The 21,729-nt window shown below is 60.0% G+C and carries 26 protein-coding genes and 1 pseudogene; 10 read left to right on the top strand and 17 right to left on the bottom strand.

Features of this window, described 5'->3' with window-relative positions:
• Positions 1-60: 60 nt before the first annotated feature.
• Together QD461_RS02185 and QD461_RS02180 are read right to left on the bottom strand one after the other, a co-directional pair.
• On the bottom strand, positions 61-300 hold the full coding sequence (locus QD461_RS02185) for a helix-turn-helix domain-containing protein (RefSeq protein WP_414086271.1): 240 nt from the start codon (positions 298-300) through the stop codon (positions 61-63).
• 97 nt (positions 301-397) lie between these two features.
• Positions 398-961: a hypothetical protein gene (locus QD461_RS02180; RefSeq protein ID WP_414086270.1), complete on the bottom strand. Its 564-nt coding sequence runs from the start codon at positions 959-961 to the stop codon at positions 398-400.
• A gap of 72 nt (positions 962-1,033) precedes the next feature.
• On the opposite strand from QD461_RS02180, the gene QD461_RS02175 reads away from it, so the two are divergent.
• Together QD461_RS02175 and QD461_RS02170 are read left to right on the top strand one after the other, a co-directional pair.
• On the top strand, positions 1,034-1,627 hold the full coding sequence (locus QD461_RS02175; protein WP_414086269.1) for a hypothetical protein: 594 nt from the start codon (positions 1,034-1,036) through the stop codon (positions 1,625-1,627).
• A 135-nt stretch (positions 1,628-1,762) separates the two neighbouring features.
• Entirely contained in the window at positions 1,763-2,398 is a 636-nt protein-coding gene (locus QD461_RS02170) for a LysE family translocator (protein ID WP_414086268.1), read from the top strand.
• A gap of 3 nt (positions 2,399-2,401) precedes the next feature.
• Here QD461_RS02170 and QD461_RS02165 read toward each other — a convergent pair whose 3' ends face one another.
• The 4 genes from QD461_RS02165 to QD461_RS02150 all read right to left on the bottom strand — a co-directional run bounded on the left by QD461_RS02165 (position 2,402) and on the right by QD461_RS02150 (position 4,832).
• Positions 2,402-3,373, bottom strand: a complete 972-nt coding sequence (locus tag QD461_RS02165) for a threonine ammonia-lyase (RefSeq protein ID WP_414086267.1) — start codon at positions 3,371-3,373, stop codon at positions 2,402-2,404.
• An 89-nt stretch (positions 3,374-3,462) separates the two neighbouring features.
• Positions 3,463-4,035 carry a DUF4865 family protein gene (locus QD461_RS02160; RefSeq protein ID WP_414086266.1) on the bottom strand — a complete coding sequence of 191 codons (573 nt, stop codon included), beginning with the start codon at positions 4,033-4,035 and terminating at the stop codon, positions 3,463-3,465.
• A 3-nt stretch (positions 4,036-4,038) separates the two neighbouring features.
• On the bottom strand, positions 4,039-4,434 hold the full coding sequence (locus tag QD461_RS02155; RefSeq protein ID WP_414086265.1) for a cupin domain-containing protein: 396 nt from the start codon (positions 4,432-4,434) through the stop codon (positions 4,039-4,041).
• Positions 4,435-4,439: 5 nt separating this feature from the next.
• Entirely contained in the window at positions 4,440-4,832 is a 393-nt protein-coding gene (locus QD461_RS02150) for a tautomerase family protein (protein WP_414086264.1), read from the bottom strand.
• A gap of 111 nt (positions 4,833-4,943) precedes the next feature.
• On the opposite strand from QD461_RS02150, the gene QD461_RS02145 reads away from it, so the two are divergent.
• Positions 4,944-5,885, top strand: a complete 942-nt coding sequence (locus QD461_RS02145; RefSeq protein ID WP_414086263.1) for a LysR substrate-binding domain-containing protein — start codon at positions 4,944-4,946, stop codon at positions 5,883-5,885.
• On the opposite strand, the gene QD461_RS02140 is transcribed toward QD461_RS02145, so the two are convergent.
• The 6 genes from QD461_RS02140 to QD461_RS02115 form a co-directional block, all read right to left on the bottom strand.
• On the bottom strand, positions 5,864-6,913 hold the full coding sequence (locus QD461_RS02140) for an alpha/beta fold hydrolase (protein WP_414086262.1): 1,050 nt from the start codon (positions 6,911-6,913) through the stop codon (positions 5,864-5,866). The two genes, QD461_RS02145 and QD461_RS02140, sit on opposite strands and share 22 nt — an antisense overlap.
• A gap of 110 nt (positions 6,914-7,023) precedes the next feature.
• Positions 7,024-7,656 (bottom strand): hypothetical protein, encoded by a 633-nt coding sequence (locus QD461_RS02135; RefSeq protein WP_414086261.1) that lies wholly within the window; start codon positions 7,654-7,656, stop codon positions 7,024-7,026.
• A 92-nt stretch (positions 7,657-7,748) separates the two neighbouring features.
• Entirely contained in the window at positions 7,749-7,874 is a 126-nt protein-coding gene (gene ykgO, locus QD461_RS02130) for a type B 50S ribosomal protein L36 (RefSeq protein WP_003582204.1), read from the bottom strand.
• Positions 7,875-8,026: 152 nt separating this feature from the next.
• Positions 8,027-9,085, bottom strand: coding sequence for a 5-(carboxyamino)imidazole ribonucleotide synthase (locus tag QD461_RS02125; protein ID WP_414086260.1), 1,059 nt, complete (start codon positions 9,083-9,085; stop codon positions 8,027-8,029).
• Positions 9,082-9,576 (bottom strand): 5-(carboxyamino)imidazole ribonucleotide mutase, encoded by a 495-nt coding sequence (gene purE, locus QD461_RS02120; RefSeq protein WP_184703223.1) that lies wholly within the window; start codon positions 9,574-9,576, stop codon positions 9,082-9,084. The genes QD461_RS02125 and purE overlap by 4 nt, the downstream gene beginning before the upstream one ends.
• A 19-nt stretch (positions 9,577-9,595) precedes the next feature.
• On the bottom strand, positions 9,596-9,799 hold the full coding sequence (locus tag QD461_RS02115) for a YdcH family protein (protein ID WP_037151625.1): 204 nt from the start codon (positions 9,797-9,799) through the stop codon (positions 9,596-9,598).
• A 231-nt stretch (positions 9,800-10,030) separates the two neighbouring features.
• Between QD461_RS02115 and QD461_RS02110 the strand changes: the two genes are divergently transcribed.
• The gene (locus QD461_RS02110) at positions 10,031-10,204 is read left to right on the top strand and encodes a YdcH family protein (RefSeq protein WP_184702639.1); all 174 of its coding nucleotides are present in this window, start codon (positions 10,031-10,033) and stop codon (positions 10,202-10,204) included.
• 230 nt (positions 10,205-10,434) lie between these two features.
• Here the strand turns inward: QD461_RS02110 and QD461_RS02105 are convergent, their stop codons facing one another.
• Positions 10,435-10,695: an ArsR/SmtB family transcription factor gene (locus QD461_RS02105; protein ID WP_184702641.1), complete on the bottom strand. Its 261-nt coding sequence runs from the start codon at positions 10,693-10,695 to the stop codon at positions 10,435-10,437.
• A gap of 224 nt (positions 10,696-10,919) precedes the next feature.
• Here QD461_RS02105 and QD461_RS02100 point away from each other — a divergent pair, with 224 nt between their 5' ends.
• The 5 genes from QD461_RS02100 (at position 10,920) to QD461_RS02080 (ending at position 16,017) form a co-directional block, all read left to right on the top strand.
• Positions 10,920-11,573, top strand: coding sequence for a thiamine phosphate synthase (locus tag QD461_RS02100; RefSeq protein ID WP_414086259.1), 654 nt, complete (start codon positions 10,920-10,922; stop codon positions 11,571-11,573).
• Between the two features lie 9 nt (positions 11,574-11,582).
• Positions 11,583-12,812 carry a tetratricopeptide repeat protein gene (locus tag QD461_RS02095; RefSeq protein ID WP_414086258.1) on the top strand — a complete coding sequence of 410 codons (1,230 nt, stop codon included), beginning with the start codon at positions 11,583-11,585 and terminating at the stop codon, positions 12,810-12,812.
• Between the two features lie 193 nt (positions 12,813-13,005).
• The gene (locus QD461_RS02090) at positions 13,006-13,806 is read left to right on the top strand and encodes an inositol monophosphatase family protein (RefSeq protein ID WP_414086257.1); all 801 of its coding nucleotides are present in this window, start codon (positions 13,006-13,008) and stop codon (positions 13,804-13,806) included.
• A 132-nt stretch (positions 13,807-13,938) separates the two neighbouring features.
• On the top strand, positions 13,939-14,982 hold the full coding sequence (locus QD461_RS02085) for a flagellar motor protein MotA (protein WP_414086256.1): 1,044 nt from the start codon (positions 13,939-13,941) through the stop codon (positions 14,980-14,982).
• 3 nt (positions 14,983-14,985) lie between these two features.
• A complete protein-coding gene (locus QD461_RS02080; protein ID WP_414086255.1) occupies positions 14,986-16,017 on the top strand; it encodes a peptidoglycan -binding protein in 1,032 nt (343 codons plus the stop codon).
• Positions 16,018-16,179: 162 nt separating this feature from the next.
• On the opposite strand, the gene QD461_RS02075 is transcribed toward QD461_RS02080, so the two are convergent.
• Together QD461_RS02075 and QD461_RS02070 are read right to left on the bottom strand one after the other, a co-directional pair.
• Positions 16,180-16,368 (bottom strand): YegP family protein, encoded by a 189-nt coding sequence (locus tag QD461_RS02075; protein ID WP_184702652.1) that lies wholly within the window; start codon positions 16,366-16,368, stop codon positions 16,180-16,182.
• Between the two features lie 109 nt (positions 16,369-16,477).
• Positions 16,478-18,295 carry an ABC transporter transmembrane domain-containing protein gene (locus QD461_RS02070; protein WP_414086338.1) on the bottom strand — a complete coding sequence of 606 codons (1,818 nt, stop codon included), beginning with the start codon at positions 18,293-18,295 and terminating at the stop codon, positions 16,478-16,480.
• Positions 18,296-18,469: 174 nt separating this feature from the next.
• Here QD461_RS02070 and rpmE point away from each other — a divergent pair, with 174 nt between their 5' ends.
• Positions 18,470-18,691, top strand: a complete 222-nt coding sequence (gene rpmE / locus QD461_RS02065; RefSeq protein WP_184702656.1) for a 50S ribosomal protein L31 — start codon at positions 18,470-18,472, stop codon at positions 18,689-18,691.
• Positions 18,692-18,830: 139 nt separating this feature from the next.
• Here rpmE and QD461_RS02060 read toward each other — a convergent pair.
• Together QD461_RS02060 and QD461_RS02055 are read right to left on the bottom strand one after the other, a co-directional pair.
• Positions 18,831-20,767 (bottom strand): annotated as a pseudogene (locus QD461_RS02060) (GTP-binding protein).
• A gap of 258 nt (positions 20,768-21,025) precedes the next feature.
• On the bottom strand, positions 21,026-21,541 hold the full coding sequence (locus QD461_RS02055; protein WP_184702660.1) for a DUF1465 family protein: 516 nt from the start codon (positions 21,539-21,541) through the stop codon (positions 21,026-21,028).
• Positions 21,542-21,729 lie beyond the last annotated feature (188 nt).

The raw sequence follows: 21,729 nt of genomic DNA, 5'->3' as shown, positions 1-21,729 counted from the left end.
AGAGGGCGGGTTTTTTTCTTGGAGGGGAAGCCCATCGCGTCGTTGCCAACGTGTGCGTACTTATCCCGCGTCTGGGCGGCTCAATCGCGAATCTTCTTCGCCGACGAACTCGAGAAGATCGCCCGGTTGGCAATCCAGCGCTTTGCAGATCGCCTCCAGGGTCTCGAAGCGGATGCCCTTCACTTTGCCGGATTTCAACAACGAGATATTGGCTTCCGTGATGCCCACCTCCGCGGCTAATTCCTTTGAACGCATCTTTCGGCGCGCCAGCATGACATCGAGATTGACGAGGATCGGCATGAAAGCATTTCCATGAGAATGCACGGCGGCTTCGCATCCGGAGTGCACAAAACAAAGAGATCGAGCTTTTCGCCACGCGAAGAAAAGCGAAAACTCTTTAGACGAAATTCGCATTCTCATCGGCGATGCGGGCCGCTTCCCGCAAGGTCCAGCCGATGGCGACGAGAAGCCCTCCGACAATCGCCCACAGAATATCGTCAAGGCTTATGGTCAGAGCCGCAAGTCTCTGTCCGGGAGTATTGCCGAGCGTGATGAGAACGCTGGCGACCATCCGCCAGAACGGCAGGAGAAGACCCTTGGCGATCAGGATCATGCCGATACGCCATACCCGCGCTGCGGCGATATCGGTGATGGCATGACCGGCGATAAAGCCAGTGAAGACCGCGCGCGCCTGCAGCAGGAGATAGACGAGCAGGGCAGCCGGCGGCGCAGACAGGGCCAGTCCCATGAGCTGAGTGGCCAATGTGACCGTTACGGGGGAACCGGCGATGCCGAGATAAGGCGCCAGCATGGTCTGAACGGTGCTCTTATCGACCCATATCCAGATCATGGCCGCGACCGTGAAGACCATGCCCGCAACGGTCGATCCGGACATGATGCGCGCCCAGCGCCGGCGGCGATCCGTCACCCCTGCCGGCGGGTGATCGATGATATGCGTCATGAGAACGCTCCAATTGACTCGATATTTAATTTCTGTATTACGATAATTAATGATCGTCAATGAGGAATTCTTATGCCGATATCCCTCGTTATTCCGCGTGTCTTCATGCTGCTTGCCTTGCTGGCGTTGGGTGGCTGCCTGAGCACGCCGCTTTCCAGCCTGCCGAAGCTCGCCCGGCTCAATTTCCTCACCATGGATTTTGCCGAGGTCAGGGCTGGGCTGCGTCAACCTTCTGCGCTGGCCTTGCGGCCGGGTGATTTCGTGATGACCGTGAAGACGAAGACCGACGGCAGCAGCGATGAAACCGTCGACAGGTTCGTCCTTCTTGAAACGACCGAGCCGGCAGAGCTGCAATCTCTGGCCACGGAGGTCAAATCTGGGTTTGCGCTGAGTGCCTGGCGGGTCGCGCCGACGGATGTGCCGCGGCTGGCAGCGATCCAGGAACGCACACGCGCTTCACTTCAGCATGGGCCGCGCGTGCGCGGCAGCATCGAGATTACCGTGACCGGCGGCTGTACGCGCGAGACCATCCCCGCGGGACCTTTGGCCGTGTCGACCTATCTCAAGCCCGCTCGTGGCGAAGGCTTCATCACCTTGAGCGCCAATGCCGACCTCAGGGGGATGATTGCAGCGAAGAGGCAGCAGGTCTCTCTTCCGCGTTGCTGAGGCGCGCGGGGAGGGGCGGTCGGGTCTGTCGAGAGGCGATGGAGGATATCGAAACGTGACACGCAGGAAACCATGCCGGTACTTGCTAACCGTTGCACCGCATGCAACCTTCCTTGCTCAACGAGGAGGGACATCATGCATCTGACCACGCTGCTCGCCTTTACCGCCGTTTCCTTCATTGGTATCGCAACGCCCGGACCGACCGTGCTTCTGGCGCTGACGAATGGTTCGCGTTTCGGGGTCAGACGCGCCTTGCCGGGCATGATCGGTGCTGTTCTTTCCGATGCGGTTCTGATCGGTGCCGTCACCATTGGTCTTGGTGCTCTGCTCGCCGCCTCCGAGTTCTGGTTCTCGGCTCTGAAATGGGTGGGGGCGGCCTATCTCGCCTTTCTCGGCATCATGATGCTGCGCTCAAAGGGGGGTATCGACGGCGCCTTGCGGGCGAGCGCAACGCGGCCGAAGGGAACGGCATTTTCCATTGGCCTGAAGAGCTTCATGGTCGCCGTCACCAACCCGAAGGGCTATCTTTTCTTCTCGGCTTTCCTGCCACAGTTTATCGACCCCTCGGCGCCGCAGCTGCAGCAATACATCATTCTGGGTGCCATCTTCGCTACGCTCGATTTCACCATCATGTTAGCCTACGCCGTTTTCGGCTCGCAGGCGGTAAGGGTGCTGAAATCGGAAGGGGCGAAATGGCTCGAGCGCGCCTGTGGCGGCGCGCTGCTGGCTCTTGCCGGATCGCTGGCGCTCTATCGTCGCGCCACCAACTGAGGTCTAGTGGCGGTTCAGAGCCGCTTCAAAGACATCTTGATCGACATTGCCGCCCGAGGTGATGGCGATCGCTGTATCGCCGCCGATATCCTTGCCGTGGAACAGCGCTGCCGCCAGCGCGACGGCGCCGCCCGGTTCCACAACAATCTTCAAGCGAGTGAAGGCAAGTGCCATGGCTTTTTGCGCTTCCTCATCTGTCACGACGAGGCCGGGGCCGCAAAGACGCTTCAGGATCGGGTAGGTGATGTTGCCCGGCTGCGGTGTGATGATCGCATCGCAGATCGAGCCTTGCAGCGCAGCATTGCGTTCGATCTTGCCCGAGGCGAGCGAGCGGGCGGTATCGTCGAAGTCCTGTGGTTCGCAGGGATGCACCTTGAAGCGAGGAGCGCGGGATTCGAGCGCCAGCGCGATGCCCGAGGTCAAGCCGCCACCACCGCAAGGGACGAGGACGCTTGCCGCCTCGATGCCTTCCTCGGCAGCCTGTTCGGCGATTTCGAGTCCGGTCGTTCCCTGGCCGGCGATGACCTGCGGCTCGTCGAAGGGCTTGATGAGCGTCAGGCCACGCTCTTTGGAAATGCGTGCGCCGATCTCGTCGCGATCTTCCTTGACGCGGTCATAGAGCACGACTTCTGCACCGAAGGCGCGGGTATTGGCGATCTTCAGCTTCGGAGCGTCCGTCGGCATAATGATGACGGCAGGGACGCCATGCAGCTTTGCCGCCAGTGCCACGCCTTGAGCGTGATTGCCGGACGAGAAGGCGATCACTCCCCTGGCGCGTACGGTTGGCTCCAGCGCCGAGACCGCCGACCAGCCGCCGCGAAACTTGAAGGAACCGGAGTGTTGCAGGCACTCGGCTTTCACGAACAGGCGGCGGCCGGCAATCTCATCGAGAAAGGGAGAGGAGAGGAGCGGCGTGCGCCGGGCCCGACCGCCGAGGCGAGTGCGGGCGGCTTCGATCATTGCAATATCGACCATGGAGGGATCACTCTTCTGCTTCAGAAAGACTTTCCATCCATAAAGCGCGCACCTCTCCTTTAAAACAATGAGATTGTCTCCGTGACACTTCAGGCGATGCCGGGCAGTGAGAGATGCCCGACATTGTATGTCTGCAGGCCGGAACTTGCCGCATCCTTCGATGGTTCAGCCAACAGGCGGAAGCGCACCAGGGTCCAGTGCGTCGGCTCGAAGGCGACCACCGATGCCAGCGCTTCGCCATCGGATATGGCCTGCGCTGCTGCCTCAGTCTCGTTTGCGCGGAGTTCGGCGAGCGATGTTGCGGCATCGATCCCGATCACCTCGCGCGTGGCAAATTTGGTGCTTCGAATATCCTTGGACGTATCTGCGTGCCAGGCGATCCAGGTATTGATCTGGGGGCGGCCGAAGTTCTCGCTCAAGGCAAGGAAGCCGGGACCGCAGACGAAATCGCTCAGGCCTTCTTCCTGCTGCCAGACGTAGAAGGGAGAATAGAAGTTCTGCCGGCTCTCCGTCACCGCATCACCCTTTCTCGCCGTCAGGTAAGCCTTGAACTTCAAACCGGGGAGATTGTCGAGCAGCGGGCCTTTCTCGCGGATGCGGCGATCGATGATCGCCATGTCGTAATCCGCGGGAAGGGCGAAGTTATATTGCATGGCGATCATTGGTCATTCCTCCAGCCAGGTTACGGCGCTTCCATCCTGTGCCGCCTGGATGCTGATATAGGAAAAGGGATGTTCCGGTGCCGCACCGTGCCGATGGCGTTCATTCGGTGCGAAGCTGATGCAATCGCCGGCGCGCAACTCCTCTGCCGGGCCGCCGAAGCGTTCGGCAAGGCCGACGCCGGACAGAACATAGAGGATCTGCCCATGCGGATGCGTATGCCAGCGCGTCATGATGCCGGGTTCGAGGTCGCAGCGCATGGCGGTCAAGCCGCCATTCTCACTGCTTTCCACCAGCGATTCGACCAGGAAGGAGGTTGTCGCAATCCCCTCGGGCGATTGCCGCATATTCGTGCCGGCACGATGAATGGCGGGCGACTGGATAGATGTGGCCTGTGACATGGCTCTCAAACCTGTTCGATCATCTGGGCGCGGCCATCGGCGAAAGACCAATCCTCGCGCGTCGCGGTCGTGATGGTGATCATGATGTCCTCGGCGCGGACGCCAGGCGCATCTGCAAGAAGCTCGACAACGCGGCGATAGAAGGCCTTCTTGGTCTCGGTGCTGCGCGGCTTGCCAATCGTGACGTCGAAGAAAACGTAATCGTCCGAACGCGGTTTGCTGGAGAGATAGGTCCGATCGAAGATAAGTTCATGCGGCTCCAGTTGATGGATCGACTGGAAGCGATCGGTCGGCGGCGTATCGAAGGCCTCGACCAGGCCGCGATGAAAATTGTCCGACAGTGCCTTGAGATATTCCGGCGATTTGCCGCGCAGAAGGGTGATACGGGTGAATGGCATGGAATTGCTCCTGTTTCCGTGTCTCTTGACGATCATAGAATGCCAGTAGATAATCGTCCCGAAAATCAGATAATTCTGGATTTATAGTCCCAAAAATATGGATGATTATCCATGCGGAAGATTATCTTCGATCTCGAAGTGCTGCGCAGCTTCGTCACCGGCATGGATCTCGGCAGCTACGCCAAGGCGGCTGACCGCCTGGGTCGTTCGACCTCTGCCATCAGTGCGCAGCTCAAGAAGCTTGAGGAGCAGGCGGGTACGCCCATCTTCCGCAAGGCGGGCCGGGGGCTGGCGCTGACGGACGCAGGCGAGACCATGCTCGGCTATGCCCGGCGGCTGCTGGATCTGAATGACGAGGCTGCCACGGCGCTGCATGGAACCGAGCTTGAGGGCTGGGTGCGGCTGGGATTGCAGGAGGATTTCGGTGAAACCCTGCTGCCTGAGGTGCTTGGGCGGTTTGCCCGCGCGCATCCGAAGGTGCGTATAGAGGCGCGCGTCGTGCGTAATGTCGAGCTGGTCGAGCGGGTCACGTCTGGCAAACTTGACTTAGCGCTTGCTTGGAGTGACGGCTTTCGCACTGCTCATACGGATCGCGTTGCCGAAGTGCCGCTCTGCTGGGTCGGCCCCGCGAACGGCGACATGCAATGGCACGCCGACGGCGGCGAGGCCATGCCGCTCGCCTCGCTCGAGGCGCCATGCCTGCTGCGGAATATTGCGACGAAAACGCTCGACCGCGCCGGCATCGGCTGGCGGATATCCTTCGTCAGCCCGAGCCTTGGAGGTCTGTGGGCAGCGACGGCGGCCGGCCTCGGACTTGCGCTGCGCACGCCGCTCGGTCTGCCGCCGAAGGTGCGGCAAATGACGCCCGGCGAGGCCGGTCTGCCGGCTTTGCCAAAGCTCGATCTCGTGCTGCATCGCGCCGAGGCCGAGGCGAGCCCTGCGACGGAGCGTCTGGCATCAATCATCCTGCAGTCGGTGCGGCAAACCGTCGAGACGGTGCCGCAGAGCCGGATTTTCGAGGATGAGCCCGGCTACGATGTCGTTACGACCTGAGATACTTCATTGGCCTGCGACGCTTCCTCGGTGAGGCTGGTGATGCGGATTTCCGCCTGCGCGGCAAGCATCTGCAGATCGCGCGGCTGGCCGGCCAGCCGTTCTAAGGCGGCAATCGCGACATCGGTCGTCACATAGTCGGGCTTGTGGCCGAGATTGCGGATGGTGACGAGCTCGGCGCCGCCAATATCGCGCGCAAGCCCGCGCGAATGCAGCTCCTCCAGTACGATGTCGTCGCTATCGCCGGTGATGATGACGGTGGGTGCCTTGATCTCGTTGTAGCGCGGCGCATGGGTGGAGACATAGGCAAGGAGATTGACCACGTCGGTGGCATTGTTGCGGAAGGTATGAGGCCGCAGCACCAGCTCCGGCGCCGTCTTCATGATGTAGTCCGCCGGCCGCGCGTTGGGGTGAAAGATGCTGAGCGTACCGGTCTCGACCCTGCGCAGGCCGATCGGCATGACGACGAGATGCGTGAAAAGCCAGCCCAAGATGGGCATCGCGGCGAGCGTATAGTACCAGTCGACGCCGCCGGGCCAGGGATGCGTGGCTGGTGCCAGGAACAACAGGCCTTCGGTCCTGTCCGGATGGCGCATGCCGAATGCGGCGGCGATGGCGCCGCCGAACGAGTGGCCGATGATGATGGCGCTCTTGATGCCGCGCTTGTCCATCAATCTTGCGATGGCATCGGCCTGACCCGAGGGAAATGCATTTTCCGCCGGCCCGCGCTCGGAATAGCCATGGCCGGGGCGATCAATGAAGAGCATTTCAGCGCGACCGCTCAAGGGGCCGGCAAAGGCAGCGAGCTGGTCGCGCAGATTGCCGCTTGCGCCGTGGATGAAGACGAGGGCAGGGAGGTCGGCCGATGCCGGACGCGGCAGATGCACCGCATTGAGGCGATAGCCACCGATGTCGGTCAACTCGCCTATGTTGGGATAGGTTTGCTCGATCTCGCGCGTCTTGTATGCAGAAAAGCCCGCGGCGAAGACAACAAACGTAATGACGGCAGTGAGCAGAGAATCGATCATCGCGGCACGGATCAGATATCGTAAGCCACTAATCTAGTGCATTATCGCGGCTTTTCACCCCTTGGGACGCAGTTTCCGCGATGAGCGATGGCTGCGCTTGCGGCCTCGCTTCAGGTGCGGCTGCCGGCAATTTTCTCCGAAAGCTTGCTTACCTCTTCTTGTGCCGCGCGATTCGCCGGATAGATCTCAAGGAAGCGCTCCCAAGTCTTCAGTGCAAGCGCGTCATTGCCGCGTTCCATCAGAAGCGCCGCCATGCCGGCAATCGCACCAAAATGGCGCGGCTCGATCCGCAGGACCTGGTTGATGTCTTCCATCGACTTGCGGTAGTCGCCGATGGCGAAGTTGAGCGTCGCGCGCCTGTTCCAGCCTTCGGCATAATTAGGCCTCAGCGAGATCACCTGATCCAGATAGTCCATCGCGGCGGCGTTGCGCTTGTCCAGAATGGCCTTATCGGCCCATTGCATCAGGAGATTGACCGTAGCGCTGCCGGAATCGCTGAGTTCGGCATTGATCTGATCTGCAATCAGGCTTGCCTGATCGGGATCGCGCTGACGCTTCAGTGAGGTGAAGAGATTGTCGAGCCGTTGCTTGGGCGAGAGACTGCCGGAGGCATCGCCGGGATCCTTCCGTTCGGCGACATTGCTCGAATCGTCAGCCGTCGCCGTTTGCGGCGTTGCTAAACTCAAGGCAAGCAGAATCGGAAGGGCAAAATAGGACAAAGCTAAAACGCGCATGGCGGGCATAGTAGCCCGCCAGTGTCGAAGATCAAAAACAAATTTGATGCGATCAACTAAAACTGTGCGCTCGATCCGAGGGATCAGAGCCACGCGCTATATCAGCCCTGACGAGCCTTGTAGCGCGGGTTCAGCTTGTTGATGATGTAAATGCGGCCCTTGCGGCGAACGAGACGGTTGTCACGGTGGCGCGCCTTGAGCGACTTGAGCGAATTCTTGATCTTCATTTTTCTGATCCGCGATGTTCGAGGGGGAATGTCACATTCGCCCGTGTCTTTAACAATCAAAAGCGCGCTCGGGGCGCGCTCTTTAGGGTGGGGAGCAAATACCCTGTCGCCCGTGCCCTGTCAACCATGTCAGGGGCTTTTTCCCGCCGCTCTTAGCGGAGAAGCTGTGTAACATGGCCCATTTTACGGCCGGGGCGGGCTTCGCTCTTGCCGTAAAGGTGCACCAAGGTATCGTCAAGGCTCAGCCATTCCGGCAGGGCCAGAATGTCGTCGCCGATCAGATTCGTCATGACACAGGCCGAATGGCGCTGTGGATTTCCGAGCGGCAAGCCGGCGACGGCACGGATATGCTGCTCGAATTGCGAGATGACGCAGGCGGCCTCCGTCCAGTGACCGGAATTGTGCACGCGCGGCGCCATTTCATTGGCGATCAGGCTTCCGTCGGAAAGGGCGAAAAACTCGATGCCGATCACGCCGACATAGCCGAGCGCCGTCAATATCCTGTCGGCGGCCTCGCGTGCGGCGACGGCTGTCTGTTCGGAAATGCCGGCGGGCAGGGTCGATGTATGGAGGATACCGTCACGGTGGACGTTCTCGGCGGGATCGTAGCAGGCAACCGCCCCGTCGAAGCCGCGTGCGGCAATGATGGAAATCTCGCGATCGAAGGAGACGAAGCTTTCAAGGATAAGGGGTACGCCGCCCAGCGCCGCATAGCCGCCTTCGGGGCTGTCGGCGTTGGAGCGATAGACGCGCTGGCCCTTGCCGTCATAACCGAGACGGCGAGTCTTCAGCACGCCCTGACCACCGAAATCGGCAAGGGCGGCTTCAAGATCGGCCTGGCTGTCGATGGCATGGAAGCGTGCGGTCGGAATGCCGCAACCGTTGATGAAGCGCTTCTCGGTCAGCCGGTCCTGCGCCATCTCGAGTGCTTTTGGCGGCGGATAGACGTCCACATCCGCCGCGAGCTTCTCGGCGGCATGGACCGGAACGTTCTCGAACTCATATGTCACGACATCGCAGCGCCGTGCCAGTTCGGCAAGTGCTGCCTGATCGTCATAGGCGGCGAGGATCTGCTCGCTGGCAACCTGCGCTGCCGGACAATCCACCTGCGGTTCGAGGATGAGGGTGCGAAAATTAAGGCGTGCAGCCGCCATGGCCAGCATGCGCCCGAGCTGGCCGCCGCCGATGATGCCGATCGTTTTTTCGGTCATAGGTCGTCCATTGGATATTCGGCAACGGCGGCGCTCTGTCGCGCGCGCCATTCGTCGAGCCGCTCGGCGATCTCTTCGTCGCCAAGCGCCAGGACCGCGGCGGCGAGAAGGGCGGCATTCACCGCCCCGGCCTTGCCGATCGCCAATGTTCCGACGGGGATACCGGCCGGCATCTGCACGATGGAGAGGAGGCTATCCTGCCCGGAGAGCGCGCGGGACTGCACCGGCACGCCGAAAACAGGCAGCGGCGTCATGGAGGCGGCCATGCCGGGAAGATGGGCCGCGCCACCGGCGCCGGCAATGATGACCTTGAAGCCTTCATCCCTTGCGCCCTTGGCGAAACTCACCAGCCTGTCGGGCGTGCGATGCGCTGAAATGATGCGCGCATCATAGGTGATCTCCAGGGCTTCAAGAGTGTCTGCGGCATTTTTCATGGTCTCCCAGTCGGACTGGCTTCCCATGATGATGGCGACAGGCGGTCTTTCGGTCATCATCGGCGCGTTATGCTCCTCAGGCTATGATGTCGGGAATAATCTGGTCTTCCAGCTTGGAAAGCTTGTCCTTGATGACGAGCTTCTTCTTCTTCATGCGCTGGATGCGAAGGGCCTCGCAGCCCGTCTGGATCATGGCATTGATTGCGGCATCATAATCCTCGTGTTCCTGGCGCAGCCGCGCCACGATCAGCCTGATTTCCGCCTGTTCCTGATCGGCCATGTTCATTTCCCCAGCATATCGCGGAATCGCATGTCTTCCGCCTCTTAAATCCCGCAAGCTCCTATCATCAAATGGCGGTAACGGGAAGTTATCCTTCATCACGAATTTGCCGCCTATAGGCCACGTTTTCGCCTTCGACAAGGGCTCGATATTATGGCACAGTGGGAGGGTTGACACCTAGGGCCTTGGCGAATGGATGGTCAGGGCCCCCAAAGAGGAAGGAAGGGTCATATGACTGTTCAAGCTCATCTTGAATCGCTCGAAAAGAAACATGTCGCTCTGGAGGAGGAGCTACATCTGGCACTGACGTCTCCCTCTATCAATGATACCACAATAGCTGACATCAAGCGCAGGAAATTGCGCGTCAAAGACGAAATCCAGCGTCTTCGTTCGTCGGTGCACTGACGCAAAGCGTCAGAAGATCAAAATCATCGATCTTGGCGGGTAGGCCAGCGGATCGAGAGGTTCCGGAATAGCCGTCAGGGTCGAAAACTATCGCCGCCTAGAGCGAGTGCGCCGACGTTACAGTGTCAGGGTGGGTCGGCGCAGCTTTCCTTAGATATGCCGCGCGAAAGTGTCTGACTACATTGCGATAGAGACCGTGCAGAGCAAAAATCTCATGCGCAGGCGGCGCCTTAGGCCCAGAATTGATCCAGCCATAAATTGAGTTTATCGAAGCCGCGGCTGTTGACGGCATATATGCGTTTCGTGCCTTCATTGGTCACTGAAACGAGATTGCTATCGAGCAATGCCTTGAGATGCTGCGACACGGCCGGGCGGCTGATCGGCAGGCCTTGCGCCAGCTCATTGACCGTTTTGGGTGAGCGTCGCAGCTCCTCCAGCAAGTAGCGCCGGTTCGGGTCCGCGATGGCTGCGAAGGGATCCATGGTCGACATGAGGAAAGGCTACGTCAAACGCTAGGGTGCGGCAAGTTAATTGTGCGCTGCACGATAGATTGTGTTGCAAGGAGCGATTGCGGGCGCGTTAATCGCGTTGGATACCGGCTCCGCGAGGCCAGTTTCGGTGGCTGCCCCTTGTCAGAGCGGACTAACGGATTTACTCACGATTGTCGAACCGGTGCATCGTCCCTGACGGTAAGCCCGAAACCATGGAAGCTCGCATGACCGTGCCCGAAGATCGTTGCCGCCTCGTTCTCATCGTTCCCGATATCGCCGATATGGAGGAACAGGCAAAGATTGTTGCCGACGCTCTCAGGGGCGGCGATGTCGCCTCGGTCATCATTCCACAGTATGGGCTGGATGACGGGACGTTCCAGAAGCATGCCGAAAAGCTCGTGCCGGTGGTGCAGGCCGCGGGTGCCGCGGCACTGATATCAGGCGATACCCGCGTGGCCGGTCGCGCCAAGGCCGACGGTTTGCACATTACAGGCAATGTCGCGGAGCTTGCCGAGGCGGTGGAGAAATTCACGCCGAAGCTGATCGTCGGCGGTGGCAACGCCACCGAAAGGCACAGCGCTCTCGAGGTCGGGGAGCTTCGTCCGGACTATATCTTCTTCGGCAAGCTGGACGGCGATATCAAGCCGGAAGCGCATCCGAAGAATGTGGCGCTCGGTGAATGGTGGGCTTCGATGATCGAGATCCCCTGTATCGTCATGGGTGGCACGGATCCGAAATCGGCGCTGGACGTTGCCTTGAGCGGCGCCGAGTTCGTCGCTTTGCGCGCAGCGGTTTTTGCCGAACCGGCGAATGCGCCTGCTATCGTTGCGGAAGTGAATGCTCTTCTCGACGAAAAAGCGCCACGGTTTGAGGATTGATAGCGATTCATGTCGCCGAAGCCACGATTCCGCCATCGATCCTTTCTCGCCCTGCTTGCAGCCGGGCTTGTGACATTTCCGCTACTGGCCGTGGCACAGTCGGGAACCGGCGACGATACGTCGCTGCCGGGTGTGACGACGCCGGCGGAAAAGGGTGCGCGACCTGACGACAACGCACAGCCCGATGATTCCTCTGCTGCTGCGGACAAGGATGTGCCGCAATCAAACCAGAGCATCGTCACGCGGCCGCTGAATGCCGATGTCAACACCTTCAAGACTGAAAAGATCCAGCCGAGCGCAGAGCCCAAGGCCGATAGCAACATCAAGCCATCGGCCGGCGTGGGCGTGTTCGAGCGCATGGGCGCGAAGTTGCCCGACCTGCCTCCGGAAAAACCTTACGCCGGCAAAGTAGATGATGCCTATGGCGCCTTCCAGCGCGGCTATTACCTGACCGCCTTTCAACGTGCCTTGCCGCGGGCGCAGCTTGGCGATCCAGCTGCGCAAACTCTGATTGCCGAGCTGATGACGCAGGGTCTGGGTGTCAAACGCGACACCAAGGATGCTGCCTTCTGGTATAGCAAGGCGGCCGAGGGCGGCGATGCCACGGCCATGTTCAAATACGCGCTGGTCCTGATGGAAGGGCGCGACGTCCCCCGCGATCAGAAGAAGGCGGATCAGTGGATGCGGAAGGCGGCCGACGCCGGTCAGGCTTCCGCCGAATTCAACGTGGCGCAGATGATTACTGCGGAAAAGCCCGGATTGAAGGGGCTGCAGATGGCGCTCCCCTATTATGAGAAATCCGCCGAGCAGGGCATTGCCGATGCGCAATATGCCGTCTCGCAGCTCTATCTCAATCTCCCGGATCTTCCGCCGGAGAAGAAGGCGCGTGCCCGCGAGTGGTTGTCGCGCGCCGCCAACGCCGGTTTCGATACTGCTCAGCTCGATATGGGCATCTGGCTGATCAACGGTACGGGCGGCAATCAGGATCTCGAAAACGGCTTTAACTGGATGCGGGTTGCCGCCTATCGCGGCAATGTCGTCGCGCAGAACAAGCTAGCGCACCTCTATATCAATGCAATCGGCACGAAGCAGGATCCTGTGGCAGCAGCGACCTGGTACGTCATTTCCCGTCGCGCCGGCCTCAGGGATCCGGAGCTTGAGGATTTCTATCAGGGCATCGAAGACTATCAGCAGAAGGCGGCCATCGAAGCCGCCAACAAATACCGCCGCGCACGGTAACAATCGCCCTCAATGCGGTCTAATTGTGCGCTCCGTTGCGGCAGTTTGCGCCCGCAATTGCCTCACCACTTGAAATTCCCCCGATTTTATGGTCTTGAGGCCGCCAATCTTTTATTTGCGCTGACGCTACCGCTCCTCCGGAGCCCCGATTTCGGGTCCGGTCAGCACCTTCTGCATTATCCAAGGAAACCCGATGGCCCGTTCTGCTCTCCTCAATGTCATGGTTCAGGCTGCCCTCAAGGCAGGCAAGTCGCTCAGCCGCGATTTCGGCGAAGTGCAGAACCTGCAGGTTTCGGTGAAGGGACCGGGCGATTTCGTTAGCCAGGCCGACCTCAAGGCACAGAAGATCATTCGCGACGAGTTGATGAAGGCACGCCCGACCTATGGTTTCCTCGGCGAAGAGGGCGATGAGATCAAGGGTACGGACGGCGCTCACCGCTGGATCGTAGATCCCCTCGACGGCACCACCAACTTCCTGCACGGCATTCCGATGTTTGCGGTCTCCGTCGCTCTGGAGCGCAACGGCGAAATCGTGGCGGGCGTTACTTTCAATCCGGCGACGGATGAACTCTACACGTCGGAGCGCGGCGGTGGTGCATTCCTCAACGACCGTCGTCTGCGCGTTGCCTCGCGCCGGGTGCTTTCCGACAGCGTCATCGGCTGCGGCATCCCGAATCTTGGCCGCGGCAGCCACGGCAAGTTCCTTGTCGAGTTGCGTCATGCCATGGGCGAAGCCGCCGGCATACGCAGCCTCGGCTCTGCGGCGCTCGATCTCGCCTACGTGGCGGCTGGCCGTTTCGACGGCTTCTGGGAAACCGGCCTGTCCCCCTGGGATGTGGCAGCAGGCATTCTGTTCGTACGCGAAGCCGGCGGATTCGTCTCGGATTTCGATGGCAGCACCGACATGCTCAACACCGGCGAGATCATTTGCGGCAACGAACATATCCAGAAGGCGCTTGCCGAGGTCGTCAAGCGGCCGATCCCGACGAAGTAAGTTACTGCCCGACCGTTCTTTCCGTCATGAAACAGTCTGTTGCCAACGGGCTGTTTTGTGCTTTCCGTCTCTTCAATTCGGCACAATGTTGCTCTAGTCTCCGCTGCGGAAAATGCGGCGGCGGAGCGTATGATGGAAAATGTGAAACTGTCGGATTTGGGATCGACCGACAACGTATCGGGAAATTACACCTACAAGCTCTCAAGCCCGATGGCCTTCTTTTGGACGATGATCCTTTTCCTGGTCATCGTCGGTTTCATCGTGGCCATCCTGTTCCGCCAGGCTCAGGTCGCCTTCCTGCACAATCCCGGTCTCAATGGCTTGATCGTCGGGGTTCTCGTCGTCGGCATTCTGCTGGTTTTCAATCACGTGCTGATGCTGAGGCCCGAGGTTCGCTGGTTCAATCATTTCCGCGCCGTCGGCAATGCGGACAAGGTCGGCCGCAATCCGCGGCTGCTGGCGCCGATGCGCGCGCTGCTCGGCAATCGCCGCGCGATGCAGCTCTCGACTGCGACGCTGCGCTCCATTCTCGACTCGATCGCCACGCGCCTCGACGAATCGCGCGATACCTCGCGCTATCTCATCGGCCTGCTCGTTTTCCTCGGCCTGCTCGGTACCTTCTGGGGCCTGATCGGCACGATCGGCTCGATCAATGACGTTATTCAGGGCCTCGATGCCGGTACTGGCAACAGCGGCGATATCCTGAGCGCCCTGAAATCCGGCCTTTCCGGTCCGCTCGTCGGCATGGGCACGGCCTTCTCGTCGTCGCTGCTCGGCCTTTCCGGCTCGCTGATCCTCGGCTTCCTCGACCTGCAGGCGGGGCGTGCGCAGAACCGCTTCTATACCGAGCTTGAAAACTGGCTTTCCTCGGTGACGGATGTCGGCTCCGATATCGCTCCCGCCATCGAAAATGCAGCTGGCTCCTCCTCGGAGGATATGCGGGCGCTGTCGGACTATCTGCGCAAGATCGCCGATGAGGGCGGCGGCCAGCGCTCGGTAACCGCGATGGCGAACCTTGCTGAGGGCATTCAGGGACTGGTCAAGAACATGCGCAACGAGCAACAGATGTTGCGAGACTGGATCGAGGCTCAGCAGGAAGAGGCGAAATCGATGCGGCGCACGCTCGACCGGCTTGCCGATCGCATCAGCCATGTCGAGAAGACCGGGAGCAAATAACCCATGGCGCTCGCTCGCAACCGACGTCACCAGAGATCCGTCGACTATTGGCCAGGCTTCGTCGATGCGCTGTCGACGCTGCTCATGGCCATCATGTTCCTGCTGACCGTCTTCGTCGTTGGCCAGTTCATTCTTAGCCGCGAAATTTCCGGTCGCGACGAGGTGCTCAATCGCCTCAACAGCCGCATCAACGATCTGGTCGAACAGCTGGCGTTGGAGAAGAACGGCAAGCAGGATCTCGAAGATACGGTTGCTAACCTGCAGGCCTCGCTGTCCTCAGCCGAGAGCGAGCGTTCGCGTTTGCAGGCGTTGCTTGCGGCAGGCTCCGGCAACAGTCAAGCCTCCGAGACGAAAGTCGGCACGCTTACGCAGCAGCTTGACGACCAGAAGCAGGCAAGCGCGCGTGCGCTCAGCCAGGTAGATCTTCTCAACCAGCAGATTGCCGCGCTGCGCAGCCAGATCGCTGCCGTCGAAGCCGCACTTCAAGCCTCCGAAGCCAAGGATCAGTCATCCCAAGTGAAGATCGCCGACCTCGGGCGGCGGCTGAACGTGGCGCTGGCACAGCGCGTACAGGAGCTGAACCGCTATCGCTCGGACTTCTTTGGCCGGTTGCGTGAAATTCTTTCGGACCGCGACAATATCCGTATCGTCGGTGACCGCTTCGTCTTCCAGTCCGAAGTGTTGTTCCCGTCGGGTGCCGCCGACCTCAATCCGGCTGGTCAGGCGGAGATGGCCAAGCTCGCGGCTGCCTTGATCGATCTCGCCAAGGAGATTCCACCTGAGATCAACTGGGTGCTGCGCGTCGATGGCCATACCGACAATGTGCCTCTGTCAGGCAGTGGTCGCTATGCGGATAACTGGGCGCTGTCTTCGGCGCGCGCGATCGCAGTCGTTAAGTTCCTGATCGCACAGGGTGTTCCTGCCGACAGGCTCGTTGCCGCCGGCTTTGGCGAATTCCAGCCCATCGCTCCCGGTGACACGCCGGAGGCGCGTGCCACCAACCGCCGCATCGAACTGAAGCTGACCGAGAAGTAATCGGCCAGCATTCCGTATATGTGCTCAGTAGGGTCGGGAGACGCGATTGCAGGGCTCCGTTGCGATTGCGACGATTTCACAAATCCATCGCCGAGAAATGAAAACGGCCGGCGCGTCGAACAACGGCCGGCCGATCTTTATAGGGAGCTTTGACGCGAAGTCTTAGGCAGTGGCAGTCGTCTGGTCTTCGAGAGCAGCGCCGGGTGCGTGAGCCTTGATGGATTCGATGGCATGGAGAGCCGAGGCCTTCGCCTTGTAGCCTTCGGATCCGAACATGATTTCTCCGTTCGAGGCCCTGAATCGGAAGCGAAACTCGCCGGCTTTGTCCTTGTAGACTTCAAATTTATACATGGTTCTCGTCTCCTAGAATCGCGTCAGCGTGGGATAACGCGGAAAATCTAGCTCAACTTCAAAGTTATTTCTACATGGTTGTATGCGGCTCGATTTGACCCGGTTTGCGTTACTTCGCAATCAACATTCGTTCTTCAATCGCAGCGTCAAATTGCAGGCGCGCCAGCTTCGCATAGATGCCGCCATGGCGGATGAGGCTCTGATGCGTGCCTTCCTCGACGATGCGGCCCTGATCCAGCACGAGAATGCGGTCTGCCTTGAGCACGGTTGCAAGCCGATGGGCGATGACAAGGGTGGTGCGTGCTTCCATCAGGCTTTCGAGAGCCTTCTGAACGAGTGTTTCACTCTCCGCATCGAGGGCGGACGTCGCTTCGTCGAGCAGCAGAATAGGTGCGTTTTTCAAAATGGCGCGGGCAATGGCGATACGCTGGCGCTGGCCACCGGAAAGCGTCACGCCACGCTCGCCCACCTGTGTGTCGTATCCCTGCTCAAGGCGGGAGATGAATTCGTCCGCTTGTGCTGCGGTCGCGGCGGCGCGCACCTCGTCTCGAGATGCTCCCGGTCGACCGAAGGCGATGTTGTCGTGGATCGAAGTGGCGAAGATCGTCGTATCCTGCGGTACGATGGCAATGCGTTCGCGCAATGCCTCGGGCAAGACGCTGCTGATACCGACGCCGTCGACGGAGACGCTACCCTGCTGGGGATCATAGAAACGCAGCAGCAGCGAAAAGATGGTGCTCTTGCCGGCCCCCGACGCGCCCACGATTGCAACCGTTTCCCCCGGTTTGACCGAGAAGGAAAGTCCGTGCAAGGCCGATCTTCCCGGCCGTGACGGATAAAAGAAATGCACGTCCGAGAAATCGACCCGGCCTTCCGGCGGCGGCAGAGGCACCGGATTGGCAGGTGCTGCGATCGGAGATACCTCGGCAAGCAGTTCACCGAGGCGGTCGGCCGCACCGGCTGCTTGCGAGAGCTCTCCCCAGACTTCCGACAGCGAGCCGAGCGAGGAGCCGGCGATGACGGAATAGAGGAGGAACTGGCCGAGCGTTCCCGCCGACATCGTGCCTGCAAGCACGTTCTGCGCGCCGACCCAGAGAACAGCCACGATACTGCCGAAGACCATGGTAATGGCGAAGCCCGTCAATAACGAGCGCGATGTGATCGCGGCACGCGCCGCCTGATAGGCATTCTCGACGGCGGCGCCATAATGTCTGGAGGCTGCACCTTCGCCATTATAGGCCTGTATCGTGCGGCTGGCGGCAATGGTTTCGTTGGCATAGGAGGACGCATTGGCCAGCGTGTCCTGCGCGGCGCGGGAGCGCTTGCGCACGGAGCGACCGAAGCTCATCAGCGGCAAGACGATGACGGGAATTGCGATCAGCACGATGCTCGACAGCTTCGGGCTCGTAATGATCATCATCCCAACCGCTCCGAGGCAGAGGATGAGATTGCGCAGCGCCACCGAAGCCGTTGCGCCGACGGCGGACTTGATTTGCGTTGTATCGGCCGTGAGGCGCGACACGATCTCGCCCGACTGGTTGACATCGAAGAAGGAGGGGGACAGCCGTGTCACGTGATCGAAGACCTCGCGACGGATGTCGGAAACGATGCGCTCGCCGATCGAGATGACGAAGTAGTAGCGTAGCGCACTGGCGGCAGCCAGTATCAAGGCCATGATCATGATGGCGATGAAGTAGCTGTCGATGAGGCCGCGGTCGGCCTGATCGAAGCCGTGATCGATCATGCGCCGTACGGCGATCGGCAAGGCAAGGGATGTGACGGCAGCGGCGACGAGGGCAACGATCGCTCCACCAACCATGCCCCGATAGCGCTTGAGATAAGGTGCCAGTCGTCCAAGGGGCCGGATTGATCTGTTTCTCTTTTCTTCTGCCTGACCAATTTCCGACAAGTCGTCTCCAATCCCCATATCAGCAAGGGCCTTGATGTTTTCGCCCCTTGTTATCCCTGCCGCCTTCATGTATAGGCACGCCATCTTAATTGGAAGCCGTGGCCTAACCGGACTGCGGCTTCATTTATTCAATCGGTTCGGTTGCCGCAATGCCTTGCGACAAATGGACCCTGCCATGACAGGAAGATTGTTATGAAGGCAAGCATTCATCCCGACTACCACACCATCAAGGTAGTAATGACCGACGGCACCGAATACGAAACCCGCTCGACCTGGGGTTCCGAAGGCGCTGTCATGAACCTCGAAATCGACAGCAAGTCCCATCCGGCATGGACGGGCGGCAACCAGCAGATGCTCGACCGCGCTGGCCGCGTTTCGAAGTTCAACAAGCGCTTCGGCGGTCTCGGCATCTAATCGCCAAGCGATCTGGTGTTTTGAAAAGAAGCCCGGTTTTGCCGGGCTTTTTTGTTGCGTGAATTGGCCGAAGTCCGAGGCTCGTTGAGTGTGGGGAGCTTTCGCTCTGTGCTGCCCCATAGGCATTGTCGCAGGAGTCTCAGCGTATTCGCTGCAGATAGTCGGCGCGGTTGAACGGATTGGCGCCGGCACGCTGACGAATCGGCGGCATTCCGCTGATCGGGGCGTAGTGGTCGAAAGAATGATCCATCACGCCCGCTCCGCTTGTCAGTCCTGGGAGCTGCTTTTGAATGCCCTGGATCAGCGCCGAAGCGACGGTACCTTCGAGCCGGGCCGTGCCGGCCGTGATGACCGACTCCCTGGTCGACGCGCCTGATTTTGCCAGCAGCGCGAGTATTCCGGTCAGCGCTGCCGTCGGCACCTCGAGCTGAAAGCGATCGATCGGTTCGCATACGACCGTCTGCGCCGATGTCAGGGCGGCTGCCAGCACCAGTGGCGTCAACCTGCGAAAGTCCACGGCGGTGGTCGCTGGAGAGCTTTGGCGGGCTGCCGTCATGGCGACATGGCAATCGATGACCTGCCAGCCGACTATGCCCTCCTTCAAGGTTTCGAAGACCGTCTCCTCGACAGCGCGATAGAAGCTTGCCGGCATCTGGCCCATTTCCACATCGAATGCGAAACTGTTTCCTACTCCAGCGGGCCGTGGTTCAACACGCAGGCCGACGGTCGCGAGAAAGGGATTGGGTTCCTTGAATATGATCTCAATCGCGTCAGCGCTGCCGATCGGGCGTTCGGCATGGATGATCGCGCTTTCCTCGAAGAGTGCGTCCAGCCCGAAGTCATTGGCCAGGGTCGCCTGGATAACTTCCTTCTGGACCTCGCCATAGAGCGAGACGAATATCTCTGTCGCGTCCTCGTTCGTGCGCAGATTGATGAGGGGATCCTGATCGGACAGCTGCGTCAGTGCCAGCCACAACGCTGCATTATCGGCCGCGCACGACGGGCGGACTCTGGTTTCCAACGTCGGCAGTGAGAAATGGAGAAGTTGCGCGAAGAGCCTTCGCCACCGATCGCATCACCGATGCGGGCGCCGCTCAACCCGCTGATCTTAGCAATATGCCCGGCGCCAACCTGCGTGGCTTTTTCGACCCTGCTGTCGGTGAACAGCTGGATGGCACTCACCTTTGCAGGGCCTTTGGGCAGATCGAGGTGATCGCGAACCGAAATGGTGCCCGACGTCAGACATAGATAGGCGAGTTTTTCGCCGCCCCATCCACGCTCGATCTTAAAGATCTTGCCGCTGACAGGCCCGTTGGGATCCGGCTGCCGGCTCGGCAGCAGAGTGCCGATGGCAGAGATCAGAGCCGAAACGCCGGCGCCGCTCATTGCCACGCCGGCATAGGCGGGATTTACCAGGCCGCCGGTAACCTGGCTCGCAATGTCCTTTTCGAGCCTGCCGGTGGTCAGTCGCTCGGGCGTCAGGATGTAGTCGTCCATGATCGCTTCGTCGCCCGCTGCCAGAATTTCACAGACAGCAGTCAGATGTGGCTCCTGTCCGATATCTGCAGCCACGACTTCGGCGAGCTTGCTGCCGGTATTGCGGATGGTCGACATCGCGATCGGGCGCGCGGACAGTTGGTTTGAAATCTCCTCAAGGATTTCCTCATAGCGGGCGCCAAGGCGGTCGACCTTGTTGATGAAGAACAGGAAGGGAATACCCAGCTGCTGTAGCGCGCGGACCAGTACGCGGGTCTGCGGCTGCACGCCTTCGACCGCCGAAACCACGACGATAGCCGCATCCAGCAATTGCAGCACACGCTCGACCTCGGCGATGAAGTCGGGATGTCCGGGCGTGTCGATGAGGTTGACGATCAGGTCATCGATCGTAAACGACACCACCGCCGCCGCAATGGTAATGCCGCGCTGCCGCTCGAGTTCGAGACTATCGGTTTGTGTATTGCCGCCATCGACGCTGCCTAGCTTGTCGATGACGCCAACGTCAAAAAGGAGACGTTCCGTAAGGCTAGTTTTGCCTGCATCTACGTGGGCCAAAATGCCCAAATTCAAAGTGCGCATGTTCCATCAACTTCTCAGAATTTCGGATTTGATTTTCGTGAGAAGTGAGTCGGCGCATTGGGACCTCCAGGCACATTTGATATCGGCTGGCGCAACTCCCAAAGGTTGAGAGAACGCGCGGGGACACTCTTACCGCTGCTTTGTGAAATTCGTCAAGTCTGCCCATGGCTGCTGGTTTCGGCCATGGTATATCGATAAGACAAAACCGGCCGCGCGAGGCGCAGCCGGTTGAAATTCATCAGCAATGTGGTGATCGGCTCAGTTGTTGCCGAAGGCCGTCTGCAAGAGGCTGAGCTGCGCCTTGACGCTGTTCTGGTTGTCCGGAACGATTGCGGGCTCGGTCGGGCGGTAGATCTCGCGGTCGAGCAGGGCGACGCGGTTCTGCAGGCGAAGCGAGCGCTCCACGAGGTCGCGGAACGATTCCGGCAGGTCGTTCCAGCCGGGAGCGGTGCGATCGACGTTGAAGCCGTCGAGGCGAACCTTGTTCTTTTCCGCCAGTACTTGATCGCGGGACATTTCGCCGTTGTTGACGGCGCGCTGCAGCAGCAGCCAAGAGGCCATCTGCATGAGGCGGGTCGTCAGCCGCATGGATTCCGCAGCGTAAAGCACCGATGCCATGCGCGGCAGCACCTTGGAAGCGGCGCGGCCCTGGCCATCGAGATAGCCAGCGGTTTCTTCAACCAGCGACATGCCTTCCGAGTACAGCGCCCTGAACTGTGCCGACGATGCCGCGTGGCCAGCAAAGCTGATCGTGTTCAACCCAAGTTCCGACATCGAATAAATCCCTGCTTCACGCAACACTTTTGTTCAGGAAAAGCCGGTCAAGTCCCTAAGAGCTTTCGGCATCCGCTTTTATGACTTTAAGATGGTGGTTTTAACTGAAATTCGCAAGGCGATTCTTAAGAAAGGGTTAATCTCCACAGTTTCGTCGGGAAAGACGATACATGGCAAAAAAGAAGAGC

This window comes from Rhizobium sp. BR 314 (assembly GCF_047445805.1).
Taxonomy (GTDB): Bacteria; Pseudomonadota; Alphaproteobacteria; order Rhizobiales; family Rhizobiaceae; genus Rhizobium; species Rhizobium lusitanum_B.
The sequence above is the reverse complement of the archived record's forward strand: the minus strand, read 5'-3'. Positions and strand labels throughout refer to the sequence as shown.